The following is a 19,891-nucleotide window of genomic DNA, read 5'->3' on the forward strand; positions in this document are numbered from 1 at the left end:
CATGCGGCGAAATGATTTATCCGGTATTAGCTACCGTTTCCGGCAGTTATCCCAGTCTTACAGGCAGGTTGCCTACGTATTACTCACCCGTCCGCCGCTAAGTTATTTCGGAAGCAAGCTTCCAAAATAACTCCGCTCGACTTGCATGTATTAGGCACGCCGCCAGCGTTCGTCCTGAGCCAGGATCAAACTCTCCAATAAAGTTTGACTTGCTCATTTTGAATCTGACGAGATCAGATTTGCATCTGACTCTATTATTTAGATTTCACTTCCGTGAAACCCGCTCACTCGTTGTTCAGTTTTCAAAGATCAACCTTGTTTTGCGTGTTGCCGTTGTTTCAGTGGCAACTCTTATAATATAACACTTGCTGCGGATAATTGCAAGAGTTTTTTTAAAAAACTTTTTAGATTCTGAAATCTCTACTCTCTACTATCTCTGCAGCAAGTATTACTATATCCTATTTCCTATCCTAAAAGCAAGACTAGGAAAGAACTTCCTCAATATGCAAACTGGTGTCCTGCATCAAATTATAAATTTCACCGTTAACCGATACCATCGGCCGGGTAGGATGATTGCGGTCGGAGAATACAATTTCACCCGTTTTACCGTTGCTAAGGAGCACCTTCATGCCATTATGGAACTGCGTAACCTTTTCGACGAAGGTTTGTACGATACTCGGATCCAGCTTGCCAAATGCTTCAGACTTTAACTGCTCCAGAACCAAGTATGGGGATTGCGCTTTCCGGTACCTCCGGTTAAGGGTCATTGCATGAAAAATATCAGCTACCGCTACAATCCTCGCATAAATATGTATTTTGTCTCCCATCAAATGAAACGGATATCCGGAACCGTCCATCTTCTCATGATGCTGCAGCGCGGTGAGACGAACACCTTCATTGATGGCTGACGTTTTTCGAAGTTGTTGATATCCGTACGTCGTATGCATACGCATTTCTTCGGCCTCGCTCTCCGTAAGAGAATTCGGGTTATACAGAATGAGTGGATCAATCTTCGTGTTCCCGATGTCATGCAGCAGACCGGCAAAGGCGACCTGCATCCAATCCTTTTGCGGCAGGCCATGCCACTGGGCAAGCAAATAAGACGTCATTGCAGAAAGAATGGCATTATGGTACAGGTAATCATATTCATTTATATTACGCGGCGTAAACGTCAATACTTTATAATACTTCAATTGACTGAGTAAAACCTCCAACTGACGCCGCAGCTCATATATGGGAAGCTCGGCAGCCAATACGGACTGGAAGGCACTTTTCGTTAAGTGCAGCATCCGGTCATACTCTTGATGAAGCATGCTGATCGTATGTTCATTTTCTGACTCTCCAGGAGCCGAGGGGGCCTTTCCTGCCTTTCCTGCCTTTGCTCTCGCCTGAGCGGATTTATCCGTATTAGCCTCACTCAAGTTCGAGGACTCAAACGCTCCCTCGATTTCTACCGCCGAAATTAGGAACGCGCGTAAAATATCCAAATCCCTCGGCAACAGCACCTTCCCCTTTTGCAGTAATAATCCGCCTAAGGGACTGTATACGTTGTTTACGATTTTTAATCCGGGCTTCAGTTCTGTCACAGGGATCTTATTCATTACACATTCTCTCCTCAACTCTCTACTTAGGATATACTCCCTATGTATTTAGTAAGAAATACCAACAAAATAGTACTATTGTCATTATTATAGTATGGCTCGATTGCCCCAACAATCTCCTTTTCATAAAAGATATCTTAATAGGTTAATTATTTAAATTTAATGCGTAACAAAACATGGTTTTCCGCGCTATTTACCAAAAGGAGGGAATTGTTTTGGTTAAAAGATGGGGGATATCGGTATTTTTGATTTTGATCGTTGTTACGATGACGGGCTGTATGAAAAGTGCGGACAACCTGAGTAGCGAATCACAACCCTGGGAGGAAAGCCCGCTCTTTCAATCGAATGGCTACTCTATGATTGGAGAAGAAGGCCGAATTGGATTTCTATATGAGGATTCAGATGTTATGAGATTCAAACCTAATAAGGTCCAGAAATACATGTGGCATTTATGGGGCGATGAACAGGAACTGAACGGAAAATTCAAAGTGGTTGCACGCCCTGAAAACGGCGGTGAATCCGTAACCATGTTAGAGGATATTTCTCTGGGCTCAGCTAACAATGGGGCAGATCGTCATATTCCATCGCAAATGTCATTGCCCGCGAAGGGGATGTGGAAGTTGGACGCTTATGTTGGAGATTCTCTATTCGGAACGATATTTGTGCAAGTACATGAGAGTTAAATTGTTTTTATTGTTTTAAACACAAATAAGCGGCACCCCGTCGGGGTACCGCTTATTATAATTATGCTGCGAGAAGCAGCCTGTTTATTCTTCAGATGAATCCATATCGCCATTTGTATCTGCTGCGTCTAATTCATCTACCCCGCCATGATCTTCGGCGTTTGCCGTTTCTGGGCTTAATGCACCTTCCAGGCTATCCTCATCATTCTCATGACTGTCCTGCTCTTCGCTCTTGTCCGAGCGGCAGACGGTAGCAACAGCATCGTCCTCGCGAATATTGATCAGCTTCACGCCCTGCGTATTACGTCCCATGGTTGAAATGCCTTCCATGCTCGTGCGGATGAGCGTACCGCTGCTGGTAATAATCATCAAGTCCTCATCATTTTTAACAACCTTCAGGCCGACGACTGGACCATTCTTCTCCGTAACGTTAATCGTCTTGATTCCCTTACCGCCACGGCTCTGAATCCGATATTCGGAGACAGGGGTGCGCTTACCGTAACCTTTGGTCGTTACAATCAGGATATCCTGATCAGGGACGATAACATCCATACCGATTAGCGTATCTCCCTCATCAAGCGTGATGCCTTTCACCCCGGTAGCTGCTCTGCCCATAGAGCGGACATCGCTTTCCGGGAAACGAATGGACATCCCTTGGGCCGTCCCCATAATCATTTCTTGCTCGCCATCGGTAAGTCTTACGTCGATCAGCGTATCGTCTTCCCGCAGGTTCACGGCGATCAGCCCGCCTCTGCGGATGTTGACATAGTCCTCCAGTGGCGTCTTCTTGACGATCCCCTGGCGTGTCGCGAAGAAAAGGTACTTTTCCTCATCGAACTTCTCTACCGGAATAACTGCGTTAACCGTCTCCCCTTGTTCGATCTGGATTAGGTTAATGATCGGCGTCCCGCGAGCTGTCCGGCCGAGCTCTGGAATTTCGTAGGCCTTCAGGCGATACGCTTTGCCTCGATCCGTAAAGAACATCAAGTAATGATGCGTATTCGTTACGAACAGATGCTCCACGAAGTCATTATCCTTCGTATCCATGCCCACGACACCCCGTCCGCCGCGCTTCTGACTCCGATAAGTGGTCAATGGCAGACGTTTGATATAGCCGGTGTGTGTAATCGTAATGACGACATCTTCCTGCGGAATCAAGTCCTCATCGAGAATGCTCTCTGCACCGACCGTGATTTCCGTACGGCGCGGATCGGCAAAGCGTTCGCGAATCTCTTGAAGCTCGTCGCTGATGATTTGCAGAACGAGTGATTCGTTCGCAAGAATCTCGCGATACTCGGCGATTTTCTGCAGAAGCTCATTATATTCTTCCTCAATCTTCTCGCGCTCCAAGCCAGTCAGGCGTTGCAAACGCATATCGAGAATCGCTTGGGCTTGCTCCTGGCTGAGCCCGAACCGCTCCATTAACCCTGTACGGGCAATTTCCGTCGTACGCGATCCGCGAATCAGGGCAATGACCTCATCCAAATTATCAAGTGCAACTCGCAATCCTTCCAGAATATGAGCACGCGCTTCCGCTTTCTTCAGCTCGAATTCCGTCCGGCGGCGAATAACATCCACTTGATGCTGCAAATAATGATGAAGAACTTCCTTAAGGGTCAGAATCTTCGGCTCATTGTTTACAATCGCAAGCATGTTAATGCCAAAAGTACTCTGCAAGGACGTATGCTTATATAAATTGTTCAGCACGACATTCGGATTGACGTCACGGCGCAGCTCAATGACTACGCGCATCCCGTTACGGTCGGATTCGTCCCGCAAATCGGTAATTCCGTCGATCTTCTTCTCGCGAACGAGTTCAGCGATTTTCTCAACGAGTCTGGCCTTATTCACTTGGTAAGGAAGCTCGTCCACAATAATGCGTGCTTTATTGTTATTCTCTTCGATCGTCGTTCTGGCTCGCATGGTCACGGAACCGCGACCAGTGGTGTATGCCTGGCGAATGCCTGAGCGCCCCATAATATAACCGGCAGTTGGGAAATCTGGGCCTTGGATATAATCCATCAGCTCTAGCGAGTCGATATCCGGATTCTTGATCATCGCCTGAACTCCGTCGATGACCTCGCCTAGATTATGCGGCGGAATATTCGTCGCCATACCAACAGCAATACCGGACACCCCGTTGACGAGCAGGTTCGGATACCGTGCCGGAAGCACGACAGGTTCATGCTCTTCACCATCATAGTTTGGCATGAAATCGATCGTTTCTTTATTGATATCGCGCAGCATCTCCATCGCAATCTTGGATAAGCGCGCTTCGGTATATCGCATTGCCGCAGCAAAGTCACCATCTATAGAACCGAAGTTGCCGTGACCTTCTACAAGCATGTAACGCATAGAGAAATCCTGGGCCATCCGGACCATCGTTTCATATACTGCCGAATCCCCGTGCGGATGATATTTACCAATAACTTCGCCGACGATTCTCGCCGACTTCTTATACGGCTTATCGGGATACATCCCAAGCTCGGACATCGCATATAGAATACGACGATGCACCGGCTTTAAGCCATCCCTAACATCTGGCAGAGCACGGCTGACAATAATGCTCATCGCATAATCCATAAAGGATTCGCGCATTTCCACATTAATGTCCCGATCTATGATTTGCGAAAATTTTTCTTCCGCCATGCTGGACCTCCTTCAAATTCTATCCAAATGCCTATGTTCGGGAAAACCTTGAAAAAACCGGTAAGCCACTAGTACCTATTATATTACTTTCACATTTTAAGCACAATTAAACGTATTTGTTTTCCCGGTAATCTACCCGTTATGACTGAAAAATAGTGATGTGTCCACTCCCATTGCTGCTTTCGTTCATATACTACGGATATAGGCATTTTCTTTACACGCCAATGAACTAACAAGATTCCTACATCACATAATTATATCATTTTTTATCTCTTCTGTCCTATGTTTTCATCCATGAAGAAAATGTACAACAAACCTTTCAAGAAAGGAAGGAAGATGAATTGGCGATTCAGCGAGTTGCAAGCAAATGGGAAAAGACCAAAGCATTGAACAAAAAAGATCATATTCTGCCCTATATTCCGGAGACACGTAAATACTCCCTTGCCCACCTGCAAGACATGCTAGGCGCCTATAATATGGTGTACATCAAACCGGATTGCGGAACTTACGGCATTGGCGTTATGTGTGTAGAAAAATGGAAAGATGATGCTGACGAGAACGCTGCCCTGTCGTACAAACTGAAGTTTGAGACCCAAACCGAAACTTATCCAAGTATAGAAGCCCTTCATCAAGCCATCAAAAAGAAAATCGGTCAAAAAACATATTTGCTCCAAAAAGGAATTTCGCTATTAACCCATAGGCGCCGAAAATTTGATATCCGCGCCCTTGTGCAAAAAACGCCCCAGAAGACATGGGAGACTACAGCATTCATTGGTCGCATCGCCGCCCCCAATAAAATTGTTACCAATCATCATAGCGGAGGAACGGTTCTGCCGATCGAGGATTTGCTGGGTCCTTATTTGACGCCTGCACAGTTCAACAACCTATACAAGGAAATGAAAGCTCTCGGAGTTAGCGCAGCATCGCAGCTATCGCGCAAATATCCCCGCCTTAAGGAGATTGGCCTTGACCTTGCCATCGATGAGAATTTCCGGGTGTGGATACTGGAGGTCAATACGAAGCCTGCACTATTTCCCTTCAAATGGCTGCAGGATAAAGGGATTTACAAAAAGGTTCGGCGATATGCAGTAGCCTACGGAAGGCTTAAATCCGCAAAGTAAGGCATGGCAGAGCGGCTAATAATCACGACCACCTATCCACCTAAAAAAGGTGCTGTCCATGACAAGACAGCACCTTGTATTCTGCTTATATATCCAGATTCGTCACGTACTTAGCGTGCTCATTAATGAAATCACGGCGAGGTTCAACGTTATCGCCCATCAGCGTATCGAAGATCGCATCGGCCTGAATCGCGTCGGAAATGGATACCTGCTGCATCGTACGGCTCTCGGGATCCATCGTTGTCTCCCAGAGCTGCTCAGCATTCATCTCGCCTAGTCCCTTATAGCGCTGCACGTTGACTTTGGCATTCTCACCGAACTCAGCAATGATTTCATCGCGCTCCTGTTCCGAGCCGGCATAGCGTATTGTTTTGTTCCGCTCAATCTTGAAGAGCGGTGGCTGTGCGATATAAATATAGCCAGCCTCAATCAGCTTTCGCATGTAACGGAAGAAGAAGGTTAAGAGCAAGGTACGGATATGCGCACCGTCAACATCCGCATCCGTCATGATGATCACCTTGTGATAACGAGCCTTGGCAAGATCGAACTCTTCGCCGATCCCCGTCCCTAGCGCCGTAACAATCGCCCGAATTTCCGCATTACCGAGAATACGGTCCAAACGGGCCTTCTCTACGTTAAGAATTTTACCTCTCAGCGGCAGAATCGCTTGGAAATGCCGATCCCGTCCCTGCTTGGCTGATCCGCCGGCGGAGTCCCCTTCGACGATGTACAGTTCGCTGATCGAAGCATCCTTAGAGGAGCAGTCTGCTAGTTTGCCTGGAAGTGCGCTTACTTCCAGCGCGCTCTTCCGGCGCGTCAGCTCACGGGCCTTCCGTGCCGCCTCGCGAGCTCTTGAAGCCTGCAGCGCTTTCTCTAGAACCCGGCGTGAGACGGCTGGATTCTCTTCCATGAACTCCTGCAGCTTTTCAGCAAATAACGATTCAACGATTCCCCGGACTTCGCTGTTCCCAAGCTTCGTCTTCGTCTGGCCTTCGAACTGAGGCTCAGGGATTTTGACAGAAATAATCGCCGTCAGGCCCTCGCGCACATCGTCGCCGGTCAGGTTGGAGTCGTTATCCCTGATCATATTGTTCTTACGGGCATAATCATTGATGATCCGGGTCAATGCGCTCTTAAAACCGGATTCATGTGTCCCGCCTTCATGCGTATTGATGTTGTTCGCGAAGGAGTGGATATTCTCCGTATAGCTGTCATTGTATTGCAGCGCTACCTCCACGACGATCATATCGCGCTGTCCTTCGACATAAATTGGCTCTTCGTGAAGAACTTCCCTGTTCTGGTTCAAATATTTCACATATTCGATAATTCCGCCCTCATAGTGGAACCGTTCGGATTGTCCCGTTCGCTCGTCCGTTAAAGACAGATTGATGCCTTTGTTCAAGAAGGCCAGCTCGCGAATACGGGTCAGCAAAATATTATAGTCATATACCGTCGTCTCTGTGAAAACCTCAGGATCTGGATAAAATGTCGTCTTCGTTCCGGTATGCTCGCCCGCTTCACCGATGATGCGAAGATCAAACTGCGGCACGCCGCGGTGATATTCCTGCATGTATACATGGCCGTCCCGCCGTACCTGGACGATTAGCTTCGAAGAAAGGGCGTTAACAACGGATACGCCGACGCCGTGCAGACCGCCGGACACTTTATAGCCGCCGCCGCCAAACTTTCCGCCGGCATGCAGGACAGTCATGACAACCTCAAGCGTAGAGCGCTTCATTTTCGGATGCTCCCCGACAGGGATGCCGCGCCCATTGTCCGATACGGTAATGCTGTTATCGGGATGAATCGTTACGTCGATCGTATCTGCATAACCGGCAAGCGCTTCGTCAATACTATTGTCCACGACTTCCCACACCAAATGGTGCAGTCCACGGGAGCTGGTTGAACCAATGTACATACCGGGCCGCTTACGAACGGCCTCCAGGCCTTCGAGCACCTGTATCTGACTCTCGTCATACGATTGTTCGTTCATCGACATGCCTTCATTCACCTACTTCTATAGATTCAAATCCCCGCAAAGCGGGGCAGTTAAATTGCAAAAGATATATTGGCCTTCTTCTTCAGCGTCGCGGAAGAAATTGGCGAATAATAGACCGTAGATTTCGTTACTACGATCGACTTGGCTTCTTCCTCTCCGATTCGCTGCACATTCTTCTCCTTGATCGCGTGGCTAACGAACTGCTTGGAAATCTTCGAGGATTTCTCAATGGAAATATCGAAGATGGCAACCAGCTCTGAAGAGAGAATTACTTTCTCACCACCTAAGTGAATGTACATCTCTTTCCCCCGCCCATTATGAATTGACTTGTCCTTCCTGCACATGAAAAATGCTGGCGTCCTGCAGCCGGCCCGCATTGATGCTCTCAATGCCCGTTGCCGTGATGAACGTCTGCACTTTACTCTGAAAAGTCTCGATCAATTGAGTCTGCCGATATGGATCAAGTTCAGACAACACATCATCGAGCAGAAGGATCGGATACTCCCCAATCTCTTCATGGATCAACTCGATTTCTGCTAACTTTAGCGACAATGCCGTCGTTCTTTGCTGTCCCTGGGAGCCGTATACCTGGGCTTCGTTCCCGTTGATATGAAACGCCAAATCATCGCGGTGCGGCCCGGAAAGCGTCATGCCACGGCGTATTTCCTGATCTTTCATTTGTGATAACTTTATCATAAATTGCTCCATTAGGACAGCTTCATCTTCTTCCTCGGCCTCTCCGAAGGAAGGCAAATAGGATAATTCCAGCTTTTCGAGGCCTCCTGTGATGCCTTCATGAATCTGCTCCGCCCATTTTTGCAGCTTTCTTATAAATTGTTTCCTTCTTTTGATAATTTTAACACCATGCTCCGCAAGCTGTTCATTCCAAATCTCCAGCATCGTCAGCATTTCGGGCCCGGCTCCATAAGCCTGCTTAAGCAAATTGTTTCTCTGCATCAGCACCTTCTGGTACTGCTGAAGATGGAACAGATAGCTTGGCTGAACCTGGCCGATTTCCATATCGAGAAACCGTCGGCGAATTCCTGGCGTTCCCTTGACGATCTCCAAATCCTCCGGAGCGAACATGACGACGTTCAAGGCGCCGATGAAGTCACTGAGCTTGCGCTGCTCCAGACTGTTTAGCCTGGCCCTCTTCCCCTGCTGAGACAAGCGGAGCTCTAGGTTCAGCGTGCCATATTTCTTCTCCACCTCTGCGGCGATGACCGCATGGTCGCTGCCGAAGGCGATCAGCTCTTTGTCCTTCGAGGTGCGATGCGATTTGGTCAATGCCAGCACGAAAAGAGATTCCAGCAAATTAGTCTTCCCCTGCGCATTGCGGCCAATTAGCAAATTGACATTACCGAAGCCGTTCAACTCAAGCGCCGTATAGTTCCGGTAATGCTCCAATCGCAGATGATTCACGTACATGCGGTCTTAAGCCCCCTTCCTTCCCGCTGCACCATATGAACGAATATGGCATGCAGTCAAGGGACTTTATTGCTTGGCCACCTGAAACACGCCGCATCCTTCTACATCTACCGTATCCCCGGGATACAGCTTGCGGCCCCGCCGATCCTCCGGTTCTCCGTTCACCTTCACGGCTGCCTCCTGCAGCAGTGCTTTGGCCATGCCTCCCGTAGGTACGCAATCCGCCAGCTTCAGAAACTGATCGAGCTTAATGTATTCGGTCGATATTCCGACTGTCTTCATGTCTAGGTTCTTCCTTTCTCTTCATCGTGCTTGGCGTTAAGACTTTGAAGGACTTTGAAGCCCGCCCTGATCAGCCATTAATTCGTCGTGCGGTAAGGAAGGATCAGGTACAGGCTTTGGCTGTCGTCCAAAGGCTTGATAATAATTGGGCTCATGGCGCCCGTAAAGCCGATATGCAGCTGCTGGCTCTCTACCACCTTCAGCACGTCGAGCATATATTTTGAGTTAAAAGAAATCCGCAGCGGGTCACCTTCAAATTTAGCAACATCTAGCTGCTCCGTAACTTTTCCGAGCTCGGACGAGCTGGAGGAAATTTCGATCGTTCCGTCATCCATCGTTTGCAGGCGAACAATATTCGTCTTCTCCTCACGGGAGAGCAAATAGGCGCGGTCGATAGAATCGCTCAATTTCTTCGTATCGAGAACGAGTTCTGTTTTATAAGTTGTCGGAATAATCTTGGAAGTATCCGGATATGTCCCATCCAAAATACGGGTATAAAACAATATACGGTCGATTTTAAACAGCACTTGGTTATCTGCGACGACAATTTCGATCATCGTGTTCTGATCAGGGATAATTTTGCTCAGCTCACTCAGCGTTTTACCCGAAATGACGATGTTGCTGAACCGGATATTATCAGCATCAGCTAACACAGCTGTACGGCTGGCGAGCCGATGACGGTCTGTAGCGACGAATTTAAAATGGCTGTCACTTAAGTTCCAGAGTATACCGGTCAAGATCGGCGATGTTTCGTTCGTTGAAATCGAAAAAGCCGTTTGCTTGATCATGTTCTTGAGCAGGTCGCCCGGAATCATAATGACTTGATCCTCTTCGATGCTTGGCAACACTGGGAATTCCTCGGGATCTAATCCAACCATTTGGATATCTGTGGAGCCTGAACGGATTAGGGTCTGAAAGCCCTCTTTGACCTCCATTTCAATTTCTTGGGAAGGAAGCTTCTTAATGATCTCTACGAAAAACTTAGCCGGCAAAACGACACTGCCCGGACGTTCGATTTGAACGATTTGCTTATCGTGATCTTCGGCTGGAATGAAGGCTTGAATCGAAATATCAGTATCGCTCGCAGTTAGAGTCATGCCTTGAAAATTTACCTCTAACTTGATGCCTGTCAATATGGGAATCGTTGTCCGGCTGGAAATCGCCTTGGAAACGTGTTGAATGGATTCGTTTAATTCATGTTTAAGAATACGGATTTTCATAATTTCAACTCCTAACAAAATTTTATGTAGCCAGTCATGTCATAAAAGTTGTCCCCAAAGCATACATTTTCAATATATATCGACAAAAAGGGTGAGAAATTTGCGGAGCTTTGGTTAGACGATGAAGTTTTGGCTCTGTTTCGCTTGCGGCTTAAAGCCGCTTATTTATGATGATATATCTTTATAAATTAATAGAAGAAGTAGTAGGGGCACTGAATATGTGGATAACACCCTTACTTATATGAAATGAAGCCTATCCACATGTGCATAGAATGTGCATAGGCTTAAAGCTTATTCAGGATAAATTTTTAATTTTTTCGATCAGGTTGTTCACGATTTTGTATAACTCCTGGTCTGTCTTCAGAGCTTGGGAGATTTTGTCATGTGCATGGATGACGGTTGTATGGTCTCGGCCGCCAAAGGCGTCGCCAATTTTCGGCAATGAGAAATCGGTAAGCTCCCGCGATAGATACATGGCGATTTGCCTCGGAAAGGCGATCGCTTTGGTTCGTTTACGCGCCTTGAAATCTTCGATTTTCAAATTGTAGTATTCGCCGACTTTTTGCTGAATGTCTTGAATGGTAATCATTTTGGGACGACTGGATGGGATAATGTCTTTCAATGCTTCAGCGGCCAGATGGGTGGTCACGTCCTGGTTAATCAGGGAAGAGTAGGCAACAACCCGTATTAAAGCTCCTTCAAGCTCCCTAATGTTCGTGTCGATTTGATTGGCGATGTACATCATCGCTTCATTCGGAATGTCTAAATTCTCCGCTTTCGCCTTCTTGCGCAGAATCGCAATCCGCGTCTCCAGATCCGGCGGCTGAATATCGGTGATTAATCCCCATTCGAACCGGGATCTTAACCGTTCCTCCAGCGTAGGAATTTCCTTTGGCGGCCGGTCACTGGAAATGATAATCTGCTTGCGTTCTTCATGCAGTGCGTTGAAGGTATGGAAAAATTCCTCCTGCGTAGATTCCTTGCCCGCCAAAAATTGAATATCGTCAATGAGCAGAATGTCGATATTCCGGTATTTATTGCGGAAACTCTCGGCTCTGTTGTCCCGAATCGAGTTGATGAATTCATTCGTAAATTTCTCCGAGGAGATATAGACCACTTTGCTGCTGGGACTATGCTCCAAAATATAGTGGCCGATGGCATGCATCAGATGGGTCTTGCCGAGACCAACGCCGCCGTATAGGAAAAGCGGGTTATAAGCACGGGCTGGCGCTTCCGCAACGGCAAGGGAGGCGGCATGAGCAAAACGGTTGCCCGATCCAATCACGAAGGTGTCAAACGTGTATTTCGGATTAAGCATATGGGAAATGGGCTCTTCCATCGCGATCGGTGCCGGCGTCTCCTTCTGCTTCTGGGTCTGCTCTGCAGGGGCCGATTCCTCAATGACAAAGGAGACATCGACCTGCCTGTCGAGATATTCATATACAGTTGTCGCAACCAGCTTGGTATACCGGCTTTCCAGCCATTCTACGGCAAACGTCGTCGGGGCGGATATTACGATCGAGTCGTCGGTGAGAGACACCACCTTCGTTGCTTTGAACCAGGTGTCGAAGCTGGGTTTGCTTAGCTTGGAATTGATAATAGATAAGATATGCTGCCATATTTCGGAGGTATGGCTGTCCACAGACTGTCACTCCTTTTAAATCTCACATTTGTGGCTTGAGCCATGCAGAACGAGTCGAAAAAAAGCATAAATAAAGGGGACTGTTATCCCCATTAGTCAGAAGGCTATAATAATTATAAACGTGGATAATTTAAAATTGTTCACAATGTTATCCACAGTCTGTTGATAATTATGTTGTTAACATATAGATATTCACATCAAAAGCAATCTAATCATAGCAAAATAAGCCTTGTATTTCAATGTTCAGCACCAAATTATCCACAAATTCAATAACTTGTGTATAATTTTAATCCACACCACTACATATTGTTTATAAATTGTTCAGTATTCGACATAATGAGTGAATTATCGCTAAAAATTATGCACAAGTTGTTAAATAAAAGGTTGGAATTTGTGGAATCAATTTCTGGGGAACTTGTGAGTTACTTTAAATGATCCTCTTTTACATATGAATGTCGGGGAAAAAAATAGGGAATGAGCAGGGGGGAACCCTGATTCATTCCCTATTTTGCGTGTACTGGTTTTGTTAGCTATCAGACGGGTTTGAAGAGCAATTTCTTTGAAAACGGGCGATCGCCTCGTAATCCTCCTCCAGCTTGCGTGAAATGCGGATATAGATCGGCAGCAGCTCCTTATACACGGCAGCATGGTCTCTATTAGGCGCATGTTCATGCGTGTCACCGATCATTTCTTTGACGACGTCGAAAGAATCGATTTTGCCCAGAGCATATAAACCGAGAATTACAGCGCCCAGGCAGGAGCTTTCGATGCTTTCCGGGATAACAACCTTCTGGTCAAAAATATCGGCCATCATTTGCCGCCATAGTGGAGAACGCGCGAACCCGCCAGTGGCCTGAATTTTCTGCGGCTGGCCGATTTGTTCTTCCATAGCGAGCAGAACTGTATATAAGTTGTAAATAACGCCCTCTAGTACGGCCCGGATCATATGCTCCTTCTGATGATTGAGCGTTAGGCCAAAGAAAGAGCCGCGGGCGTTCGGATTCCACAGCGGAGCCCGTTCCCCGGACAGGAAAGGGTGAAAGAGCAGCCCGTTTGACCCTGGACTTACCCGTTCGGCAATTTTCGTCAAGACATCGTATGGGCTGATCCCCAGCCGGTTGGCTGTTTCGATTTCCGAGGCGGCAAACTGGTCGCGTACCCAACGGAAAATGACGCCGCCATTGTTGACCGGGCCGCCGATGACCCAATGTTTGTCCGTCAGCGCATAGCAGAAAATCCGTCCTTTGGGGTCCAACACAGGCTGATCGACAACGGTGCGGATGGCTCCGCTTGTGCCGATCGTAACTGCTACGACCCCAGGGTCAATCGCATCGACGCCGAGATTGGACAATACTCCATCGCTTGCGCCGACAATAAATGGGGTAGAAGCGGAAAGGCCCATCTCCTGTGCATAGGCTTCCGACAGTCCCTGGACCACATGCGTGGTCGGCACGAGCTCGGAGAGGCGGTCGGCCGTAATTCCGGCCAGGGCAAGTGCTTCGGCATCCCAGTCCAGCTTGTGCAAATTCAGCAGTCCTGTTGCCGAGGCGATGGAATAGTCCACAATATATTGATTGAACAGCTTCTTAAATACATATTCTTTAATAGAAATAAATTTATCGGCCGCTTGAAAAATTTCCGGCATATCATGACGAAGCCACATCAGCTTTGTCAGCGGCGACATCGGATGAATTGGTGTTCCGGTACGCATATAGATGTCGTGACCGCCTAGCTCGCTCTTCAGCTTATCGGACCAAGGCTGGCTGCGGTTGTCAGCCCAGGTCAAGCAGCGCATAAGCGGTTTACCGGCTTGATCTACCGGAATAACGCTGTGCATGGCTGAACTGAACGAGACGAACATGATCTGATCGGAGGAGATTTGACTGTCCGCCATAATTTGCCTGACGGATTGAATGACAGCCGCAAAAATCTCCTCGGGATCCTGCTCTGCGACGGAAGCGGATGGGGTATAGAGGGGGTACCCCTCGTTGCTGGAAGCGGTAATCCGGCCATTTTGCTCGAATAAAACAGCTTTGGTGCTAGTTGTTCCGATATCTATACCGATCATATACAAGGGATGATCCATAACTATTACCTACCCTCTATTATTAATGACTTCAAAACTGGAAAATCAGTTCTTTCTAATTAGTATTCCCCTTAATGCTAGCCTGCAAGGTTCGCCGCGAATCTGCGAAATAGTCCTCAATGCCGGACTGAATGACGGACTTGTCCCGGGTCTGCAAGCTGCTTAGCAACTTCCGGTGCTTGCCGATTACATATTTCGTCTGTTCTTCGCCGCGCGAGAGTACTTCCTCATTTGTGATCAGCATGACCGTAAGGACGATAGGGCGAATGCTCGCCCATAAGTGCATAATTCGGGCATGCTGTGAAGCCTGAATCATCGTCTCATGGAAGCTGATATCCTGGGAGGTAAATTCTACGTAGTCCTGGTGCTTTGCCGCAAGCTCCATTTTGTCAATCATTTGTGCCATGCGGGACAGAAGATCCGCGGAATTCGTCAGGTCCGGCTGCTGCCAGGCAAAGCTCTCGATCAAGTAACGCACATCATACAGCTCGATAATATCTTTGAGCTGAAGGCCCGCAACGACGGCACCCATCCGCTGCAAGGCAATGAGGCCTTCTGCGGATAGCGTCCTTAATGCTTCACGCACCGGGGAGCGGCTCGTTCCGAAATCGGAGGCAATGCGGTTCTCGGATAGAATCTCGCCACTTTTGATTTGCCCCCGGATAATTTGCAGACGAAGTTGGCTGGCGATGGATTCGCCCAGTGAATTTCCTTTTAACCAAGCAGCAGGATATTTCATCATACATTTAACCCCTATCTTAAAGAGAAAATTTCCATTTTAAGCATTCTTAAGCTTAATCATAGCATGGTTTTCCTTAAGCGGGCCGGCATATTTATGGTTTGTCGGCGGTTATTACTGCATGTCCACCGAATTCATTGCGGAGTGCAGCTACTACTTTGCCATGGAACGCATCCTGATCAAGGGAACGGTAGCGCATAAATAGGGACAGGGCGATGACGGGTGCGCTTGCCTGCAAATCCAGGGCGGTTTCGACCGTCCATTTGCCTTCGCCGGAGGAGTGCATGATGCCGCGGATATTTTCAAGTTTGGGATCTTTGGCAAAAGCTTGCTCCGTGAGCTCCATCAGCCAGCTGCGGATGACCGAGCCGTTCGACCAGACTTTGGCGACTTGTTCGTAATTGAATTCGAAATCGCTTTTGTCCAGAATTTCGAAGCCTTCGGCGATGGACTGCATCATTCCATATTCGATCCCGTTATGCACCATTTTGAGAAAATGCCCGCTGCCGGCTTTGCCGGCATATAAATAGCCGTTTGAAACGGCAATATCTTTAAATATTGGTTCAATATTGCGAAAAATCGCTTCATCGCCGCCTATCATGAAGCAAGCCCCGTGCTCGGCGCCATCCACTCCGCCGGAAGTGCCGACGTCGAAGAAATGAATTCCGTGCTGCGATAGCCTGGCGGCTAGCTTTACGGAATTTTTATAATGAGAGTTACCTCCATCGATCACGATATCTCCTGGACTCAACAGGGGAGTTAGCGCAGTAATGGTAGATTCCAGCGGATCGCCGGCGGGAACCATAATCCAAATAATGCGCGGAGTCTGAAGAGAAGCGACCATATCTTCTAAAGCAGACGCAGGAATAGCTCCATAGTCGGCCGCTTTTTTAACCGCCTGTTCATTTACGTCGTAGGCTACAACCTCATGCTGATGCCGCAGCAGATTAAGCACCAGATTATATCCCATTTTGCCAAGACCGATCATGCCAAGTTTCATTGTTGTATTGCTCCCTTCCTCAATTGGTATACTTGTATACAACTTGAATCTGATTATACTTCTCCATCTGCGAAAGTGTAAACATCATTTCAAAATAGTTTTCCACATGTGCATAACTATTATTCTAAAAATGGAGGATTTGAAGCTGTGGACAAGAATTTTTTGTTTCGGGCTTGGGGATTGTGCATAATTAAAAAATAGCTCAAAAAAGATGATCAAAAAGAAATGCCGGGCCCGGTTGACTTTACTCAGGGTTTTATGGTTAAATGAAAAAAGGCATTTTCTGTGGATAATGAAAATGGTGAATATAGAAGTTAGACCTGTAAGGGGGTGCAATAAATGAAACCGACTTTCAAACCGAATGTGAGCAAACGTAAAAAGGTTCACGGTTTCCGTAAGAGAATGAGCACGAAAAATGGCCGTAAAGTTCTGGCTGCTCGTCGTCAAAAAGGCAGAAAAGTACTCAGTGCGTAATGACAGCGTGAAGACCACTACGGTGGTCTTTTTTTAAAATTTAATGCGCTGGATCGCTGAAGAGTTTATGGTGAAGTATATTGCTCGTTAAGGCTCCCTGCAGTGAACGTTCCGCTTGTTCGTTTCCGTCCTTCGGTTGTGGTACCGCATGAATTTGCCGGAAGTGATTTCGAAGCGCTTGTTACTGCGGGGTATTTTTGTTGCTGCAATCTCGCACATAGACATATGATACTTCCTTCGGGATCCTTTGGCATTTCGATGAACGTTATGATTTTCACGTGCAGGAATCAGGAATATGGTTTATTCATGGAACGGGACACCTATTTCAAAATGAGGTTTACCGTTTTTGGCGTTGGTTTATAATACAAAGAAAGTGAAGCCCTGCATTCTCTTTCGCAGGGTTCAAAGCAAGGAGATTGTCGTGCATAAGAAGCTGCGATTAAGGAACCGGGCTGATTTCAGCCGAGTGTATCGGTTCGGGAAGTCATTTGCGAACCGCCAGCTTGTCGTTTATTGGTCGAACAAACCGGAGGTAGAGCGATTTCGGCTTGGCGTCTCAGCCAGCAAGAAAATCGGAAACGCGGTCGTCCGCAATCGGATGCGCCGTTTGATCAAAGAAATCGTTAGACTGCATGAATCAAAGATCAGGGATCATGTGGACATTATTTTCATCGTGAGAAAAGGCGCTGTCGGAATGGAGTATCAGGAACTGGAGAAAAGCGTGCTTCATGCTCTGCGTAAAGCCTCGCTGCTCAAGCCTTTCAGACCTTAGGGATGCTTGTTTATTTGTCCTTTTAAATATGTTATGATTTACGATGAATGGATAGGTTAAGAGAGGGGTTTTGAAGTGTCGCGTTTTAACAAGAACAGAAGCAAGTGGCTTCTCCTCATTTTAGCGATCGGCCTGGTTGTCGTGCTTGCCGGTTGCGGACAAGTTACGAATAATGCTACGACGACTGAAAATATGCGTACCAGCGGTTCCTGGTGGACGGCGAATGTCGTTTATTACTTCTCGCTTGCTTTGGATACGTTTGCGGATTGGTTTGGCGGGGAATACGGGCTAGCGATTCTCGTTCTTACTATTATTGTACGTACGCTGATTTTGCCGCTTACGCTCAAGCAGGTCAAGAGCTCGAAAGCGATGCAAGCCATTCAGCCTGAATTGACGAAGATTAAGGAAAAGTATAAAGATAATCCGGAAATGCAGCAGCAGGAGACGATGAAGCTGTTCCAGGAGCATGGCGTTAACCCGATGGCCGGCTGTTTCCCTTTATTGATCCAAATGCCGGTATTTATCGCGCTGTATAATTCGATTTACAATAACTCGGCGATTTCGACACATTCATTCTTGTGGCTGCAGCTTGGGGAACCAGATAAATTATTTATTCTGCCTGTCATTGCAGCATTAACGACATACATCCAAACGAAAATGATGTCGAGCATGAACCCAGCAGGCATGCAAGGGCCGATGCAGTTCATGATGCTGGTCTACCCAGTGTTGATTTTCATCATGGCTTATAACTTCCCTGCAGCACTCCCTCTTTACTGGGTGTACAGTAACCTATATACGATTGCGCAAAACTATTTCATTTATCGCAAGAAAGACCCTGTCGTTGCTACAGCGGGTAATCAAGGCGGCGGCGGAACGAAGTCGAAAAAGGGCGGTTCCAATTTGAAAGCCGGTCATCCCGGCAAAGGAGCCAAGGAGGCCAAAAAGTCGAAATGAATAAAATTGTGACGTCGGGAAAAACCGTTGAAGCAGCTGTAAAACAAGGATTGGCCAAGCTCGGCACTACCGAGGATAAAGTCGCCGTGAATGTGTTGGAGCAGCCGTCAAAAGGATTCCTGGGGCTGATCGGTGTCAAGGAGGCCAAGGTAGAATTGACCTTGCTGGAGGAGACCGTTTCAGAACCGCTTCAAGGAAGCCGTTCAAGCCATACTGTTCCTGTAGCTGCTCTAGAGGATGAGGTTAGCAACGAACGGGATCCTTATGAGGAGGCGGCGTCATTTGTTCGAGACGTCGGCGAGAATATGGGTCTTCAGGTAAATGTGGAAATTGAACATAAGAAGGATAACACCGTATTGAACATTTCCGGCAGTGACTTGGGATTACTGATCGGGCGGAGAGGACAAACCCTTGATGCCCTGCAATATTTGGCGAATATTATCGCTAACCGTTATTCCGATAGCTTCGTTCGTATCGTGCTTGATGCGGAGAATTTCCGGGAACGCCGGAGAAAGACGCTCGAAGATTTGGCCGTCAGGCTTGCTGGCCGGGTGGTTCGAACCCGAAAAGAGCTAGCGCTTGAACCGATGTCGCCGCAAGAGCGCAAAGTGATTCATTCCAAACTTCAGGACCATCCGGAGGTTAAGACTTACAGTAAAGGTGAGGAGCCTAACCGGCGTGTGGTGATCGCCCTGAAGCAGAGCAAATGAATGGGGACGCAATGACGTTGTTTCGGCAAATGTCATTGCGTCTTGTTTTTGTCTCAACCCACCCAAACCCTCCCTTACCGTAAGGGAGGGCCCCCAGGGCTTGGCAGCCCTCGGGACTCCCGCAAACTGGAGTAACGTGGAAGGTACAGAGGCGCTCCTGCATCGCTGTTCCCTTCGGGAATGCGCTTAGGTTTGTTCGAGGCACGCTTTTCCCCCTTCGGGTACGTCTTACTTTTGGAGCACCTGGGCAACCTGAAAACACACTGCAGGCACTACTGCTGTTGGCACACCCGAGTAGAGGTGGTGGGAGGATTCGCTTTCGCCCTAACGGGCACGCTCTACTTGAGGCGCAGCGGGCGGCGGGCGTGGGAGTGGGGTTGGTGGTGTATGTGGGCAGTGCGTGCAAGGAGACGCTGTTTCCTGCGGAAATGCGCTTAAGCTGGTGCAAGGCATTGTTGGGGAGCATTTATTGTTGTGGGCTGCAAGGAGACGCTGTCCCTTCGGGATGCGCTTGAGTTGGTACGGGAATTA

The 19,891-nt window shown here is 47.7% G+C and carries 17 protein-coding genes and 1 rRNA gene; 6 read left to right on the forward strand and 12 right to left on the reverse strand.

Translation table 11 applies throughout. The annotated features are described in order from the left end of the window. Positions 1-201: ribosomal RNA gene (locus GNP95_RS23340) — 16S ribosomal RNA — on the reverse strand; the annotation flags it as partial. A 281-nt stretch (positions 202-482) separates the two neighbouring features. Further along, positions 483-1,601 carry an HD-GYP domain-containing protein gene (locus tag GNP95_RS23345; protein WP_155613238.1) on the reverse strand — a complete coding sequence of 373 codons (1,119 nt, stop codon included), beginning with the start codon at positions 1,599-1,601 and terminating at the stop codon, positions 483-485. A 215-nt stretch (positions 1,602-1,816) separates the two neighbouring features. On the opposite strand from GNP95_RS23345, the gene GNP95_RS23350 reads away from it, so the two are divergent. Next, complete coding sequence (locus tag GNP95_RS23350) at positions 1,817-2,284, forward strand: DUF4871 domain-containing protein (protein ID WP_230873978.1); 468 nt, start codon at positions 1,817-1,819, stop codon at positions 2,282-2,284. Between the two features lie 84 nt (positions 2,285-2,368). Here the strand turns inward: GNP95_RS23350 and gyrA are convergent, their stop codons facing one another. Next, positions 2,369-4,933, reverse strand: a complete 2,565-nt coding sequence (gene gyrA, locus GNP95_RS23355; RefSeq protein WP_155613239.1) for a DNA gyrase subunit A — start codon at positions 4,931-4,933, stop codon at positions 2,369-2,371. A 341-nt stretch (positions 4,934-5,274) separates the two neighbouring features. Between gyrA and GNP95_RS23360 the strand changes: the two genes are divergently transcribed. Next, positions 5,275-6,054, forward strand: a complete 780-nt coding sequence (locus tag GNP95_RS23360; RefSeq protein ID WP_155613240.1) for a YheC/YheD family protein — start codon at positions 5,275-5,277, stop codon at positions 6,052-6,054. Between the two features lie 85 nt (positions 6,055-6,139). Here the strand turns inward: GNP95_RS23360 and gyrB are convergent, their stop codons facing one another. From gyrB to gnd, 9 genes are all read right to left on the reverse strand, one after another. After that, positions 6,140-8,053: a DNA topoisomerase (ATP-hydrolyzing) subunit B gene (gyrB, locus tag GNP95_RS23365; RefSeq protein ID WP_155613241.1), complete on the reverse strand. Its 1,914-nt coding sequence runs from the start codon at positions 8,051-8,053 to the stop codon at positions 6,140-6,142. Between the two features lie 50 nt (positions 8,054-8,103). Further along, entirely contained in the window at positions 8,104-8,352 is a 249-nt protein-coding gene (gene remB / locus GNP95_RS23370) for an extracellular matrix regulator RemB (protein ID WP_155613242.1), read from the reverse strand. Positions 8,353-8,368: 16 nt separating this feature from the next. Further along, on the reverse strand, positions 8,369-9,481 hold the full coding sequence (recF, locus tag GNP95_RS23375) for a DNA replication/repair protein RecF (protein ID WP_155613243.1): 1,113 nt from the start codon (positions 9,479-9,481) through the stop codon (positions 8,369-8,371). A 66-nt stretch (positions 9,482-9,547) separates the two neighbouring features. After that, positions 9,548-9,763, reverse strand: coding sequence for a S4 domain-containing protein YaaA (yaaA, locus tag GNP95_RS23380; protein WP_155613244.1), 216 nt, complete (start codon positions 9,761-9,763; stop codon positions 9,548-9,550). Between the two features lie 77 nt (positions 9,764-9,840). Continuing rightward, positions 9,841-10,983 carry a DNA polymerase III subunit beta gene (dnaN, locus tag GNP95_RS23385; RefSeq protein ID WP_155613245.1) on the reverse strand — a complete coding sequence of 381 codons (1,143 nt, stop codon included), beginning with the start codon at positions 10,981-10,983 and terminating at the stop codon, positions 9,841-9,843. A gap of 295 nt (positions 10,984-11,278) precedes the next feature. Further along, positions 11,279-12,625, reverse strand: a complete 1,347-nt coding sequence (gene dnaA, locus GNP95_RS23390; protein WP_213591803.1) for a chromosomal replication initiator protein DnaA — start codon at positions 12,623-12,625, stop codon at positions 11,279-11,281. A gap of 526 nt (positions 12,626-13,151) precedes the next feature. Beyond that, a complete protein-coding gene (gene gntK, locus GNP95_RS23395; RefSeq protein ID WP_330163594.1) occupies positions 13,152-14,693 on the reverse strand; it encodes a gluconokinase in 1,542 nt (513 codons plus the stop codon). 73 nt (positions 14,694-14,766) lie between these two features. Further along, positions 14,767-15,450, reverse strand: a complete 684-nt coding sequence (locus tag GNP95_RS23400; protein WP_155613318.1) for a GntR family transcriptional regulator — start codon at positions 15,448-15,450, stop codon at positions 14,767-14,769. 94 nt (positions 15,451-15,544) lie between these two features. Then, positions 15,545-16,450 carry a phosphogluconate dehydrogenase (NAD(+)-dependent, decarboxylating) gene (gene gnd, locus GNP95_RS23405; RefSeq protein ID WP_155613247.1) on the reverse strand — a complete coding sequence of 302 codons (906 nt, stop codon included), beginning with the start codon at positions 16,448-16,450 and terminating at the stop codon, positions 15,545-15,547. 339 nt (positions 16,451-16,789) lie between these two features. Between gnd and rpmH the strand changes: the two genes are divergently transcribed. The 4 genes from rpmH to jag all read left to right on the forward strand — a co-directional run bounded on the left by rpmH (position 16,790) and on the right by jag (position 19,360). Continuing rightward, on the forward strand, positions 16,790-16,924 hold the full coding sequence (gene rpmH, locus GNP95_RS23410) for a 50S ribosomal protein L34 (protein ID WP_040735642.1): 135 nt from the start codon (positions 16,790-16,792) through the stop codon (positions 16,922-16,924). Between the two features lie 421 nt (positions 16,925-17,345). After that, a complete protein-coding gene (gene rnpA / locus GNP95_RS23415; protein WP_283928545.1) occupies positions 17,346-17,696 on the forward strand; it encodes a ribonuclease P protein component in 351 nt (116 codons plus the stop codon). Between the two features lie 75 nt (positions 17,697-17,771). Beyond that, positions 17,772-18,650, forward strand: a complete 879-nt coding sequence (locus tag GNP95_RS23420) for a YidC/Oxa1 family membrane protein insertase (RefSeq protein WP_330163595.1) — start codon at positions 17,772-17,774, stop codon at positions 18,648-18,650. Beyond that, on the forward strand, positions 18,647-19,360 hold the full coding sequence (gene jag, locus GNP95_RS23425; RefSeq protein ID WP_155613248.1) for an RNA-binding cell elongation regulator Jag/EloR: 714 nt from the start codon (positions 18,647-18,649) through the stop codon (positions 19,358-19,360). The genes GNP95_RS23420 and jag overlap by 4 nt, the downstream gene beginning before the upstream one ends. Positions 19,361-19,891: the final 531 nt, after the last annotated feature.

It is taken from the genome of Paenibacillus woosongensis, from assembly GCF_009725165.1.
GTDB classification, from domain to species: Bacteria; Bacillota; Bacilli; order Paenibacillales; family Paenibacillaceae; genus Fontibacillus; species Fontibacillus woosongensis.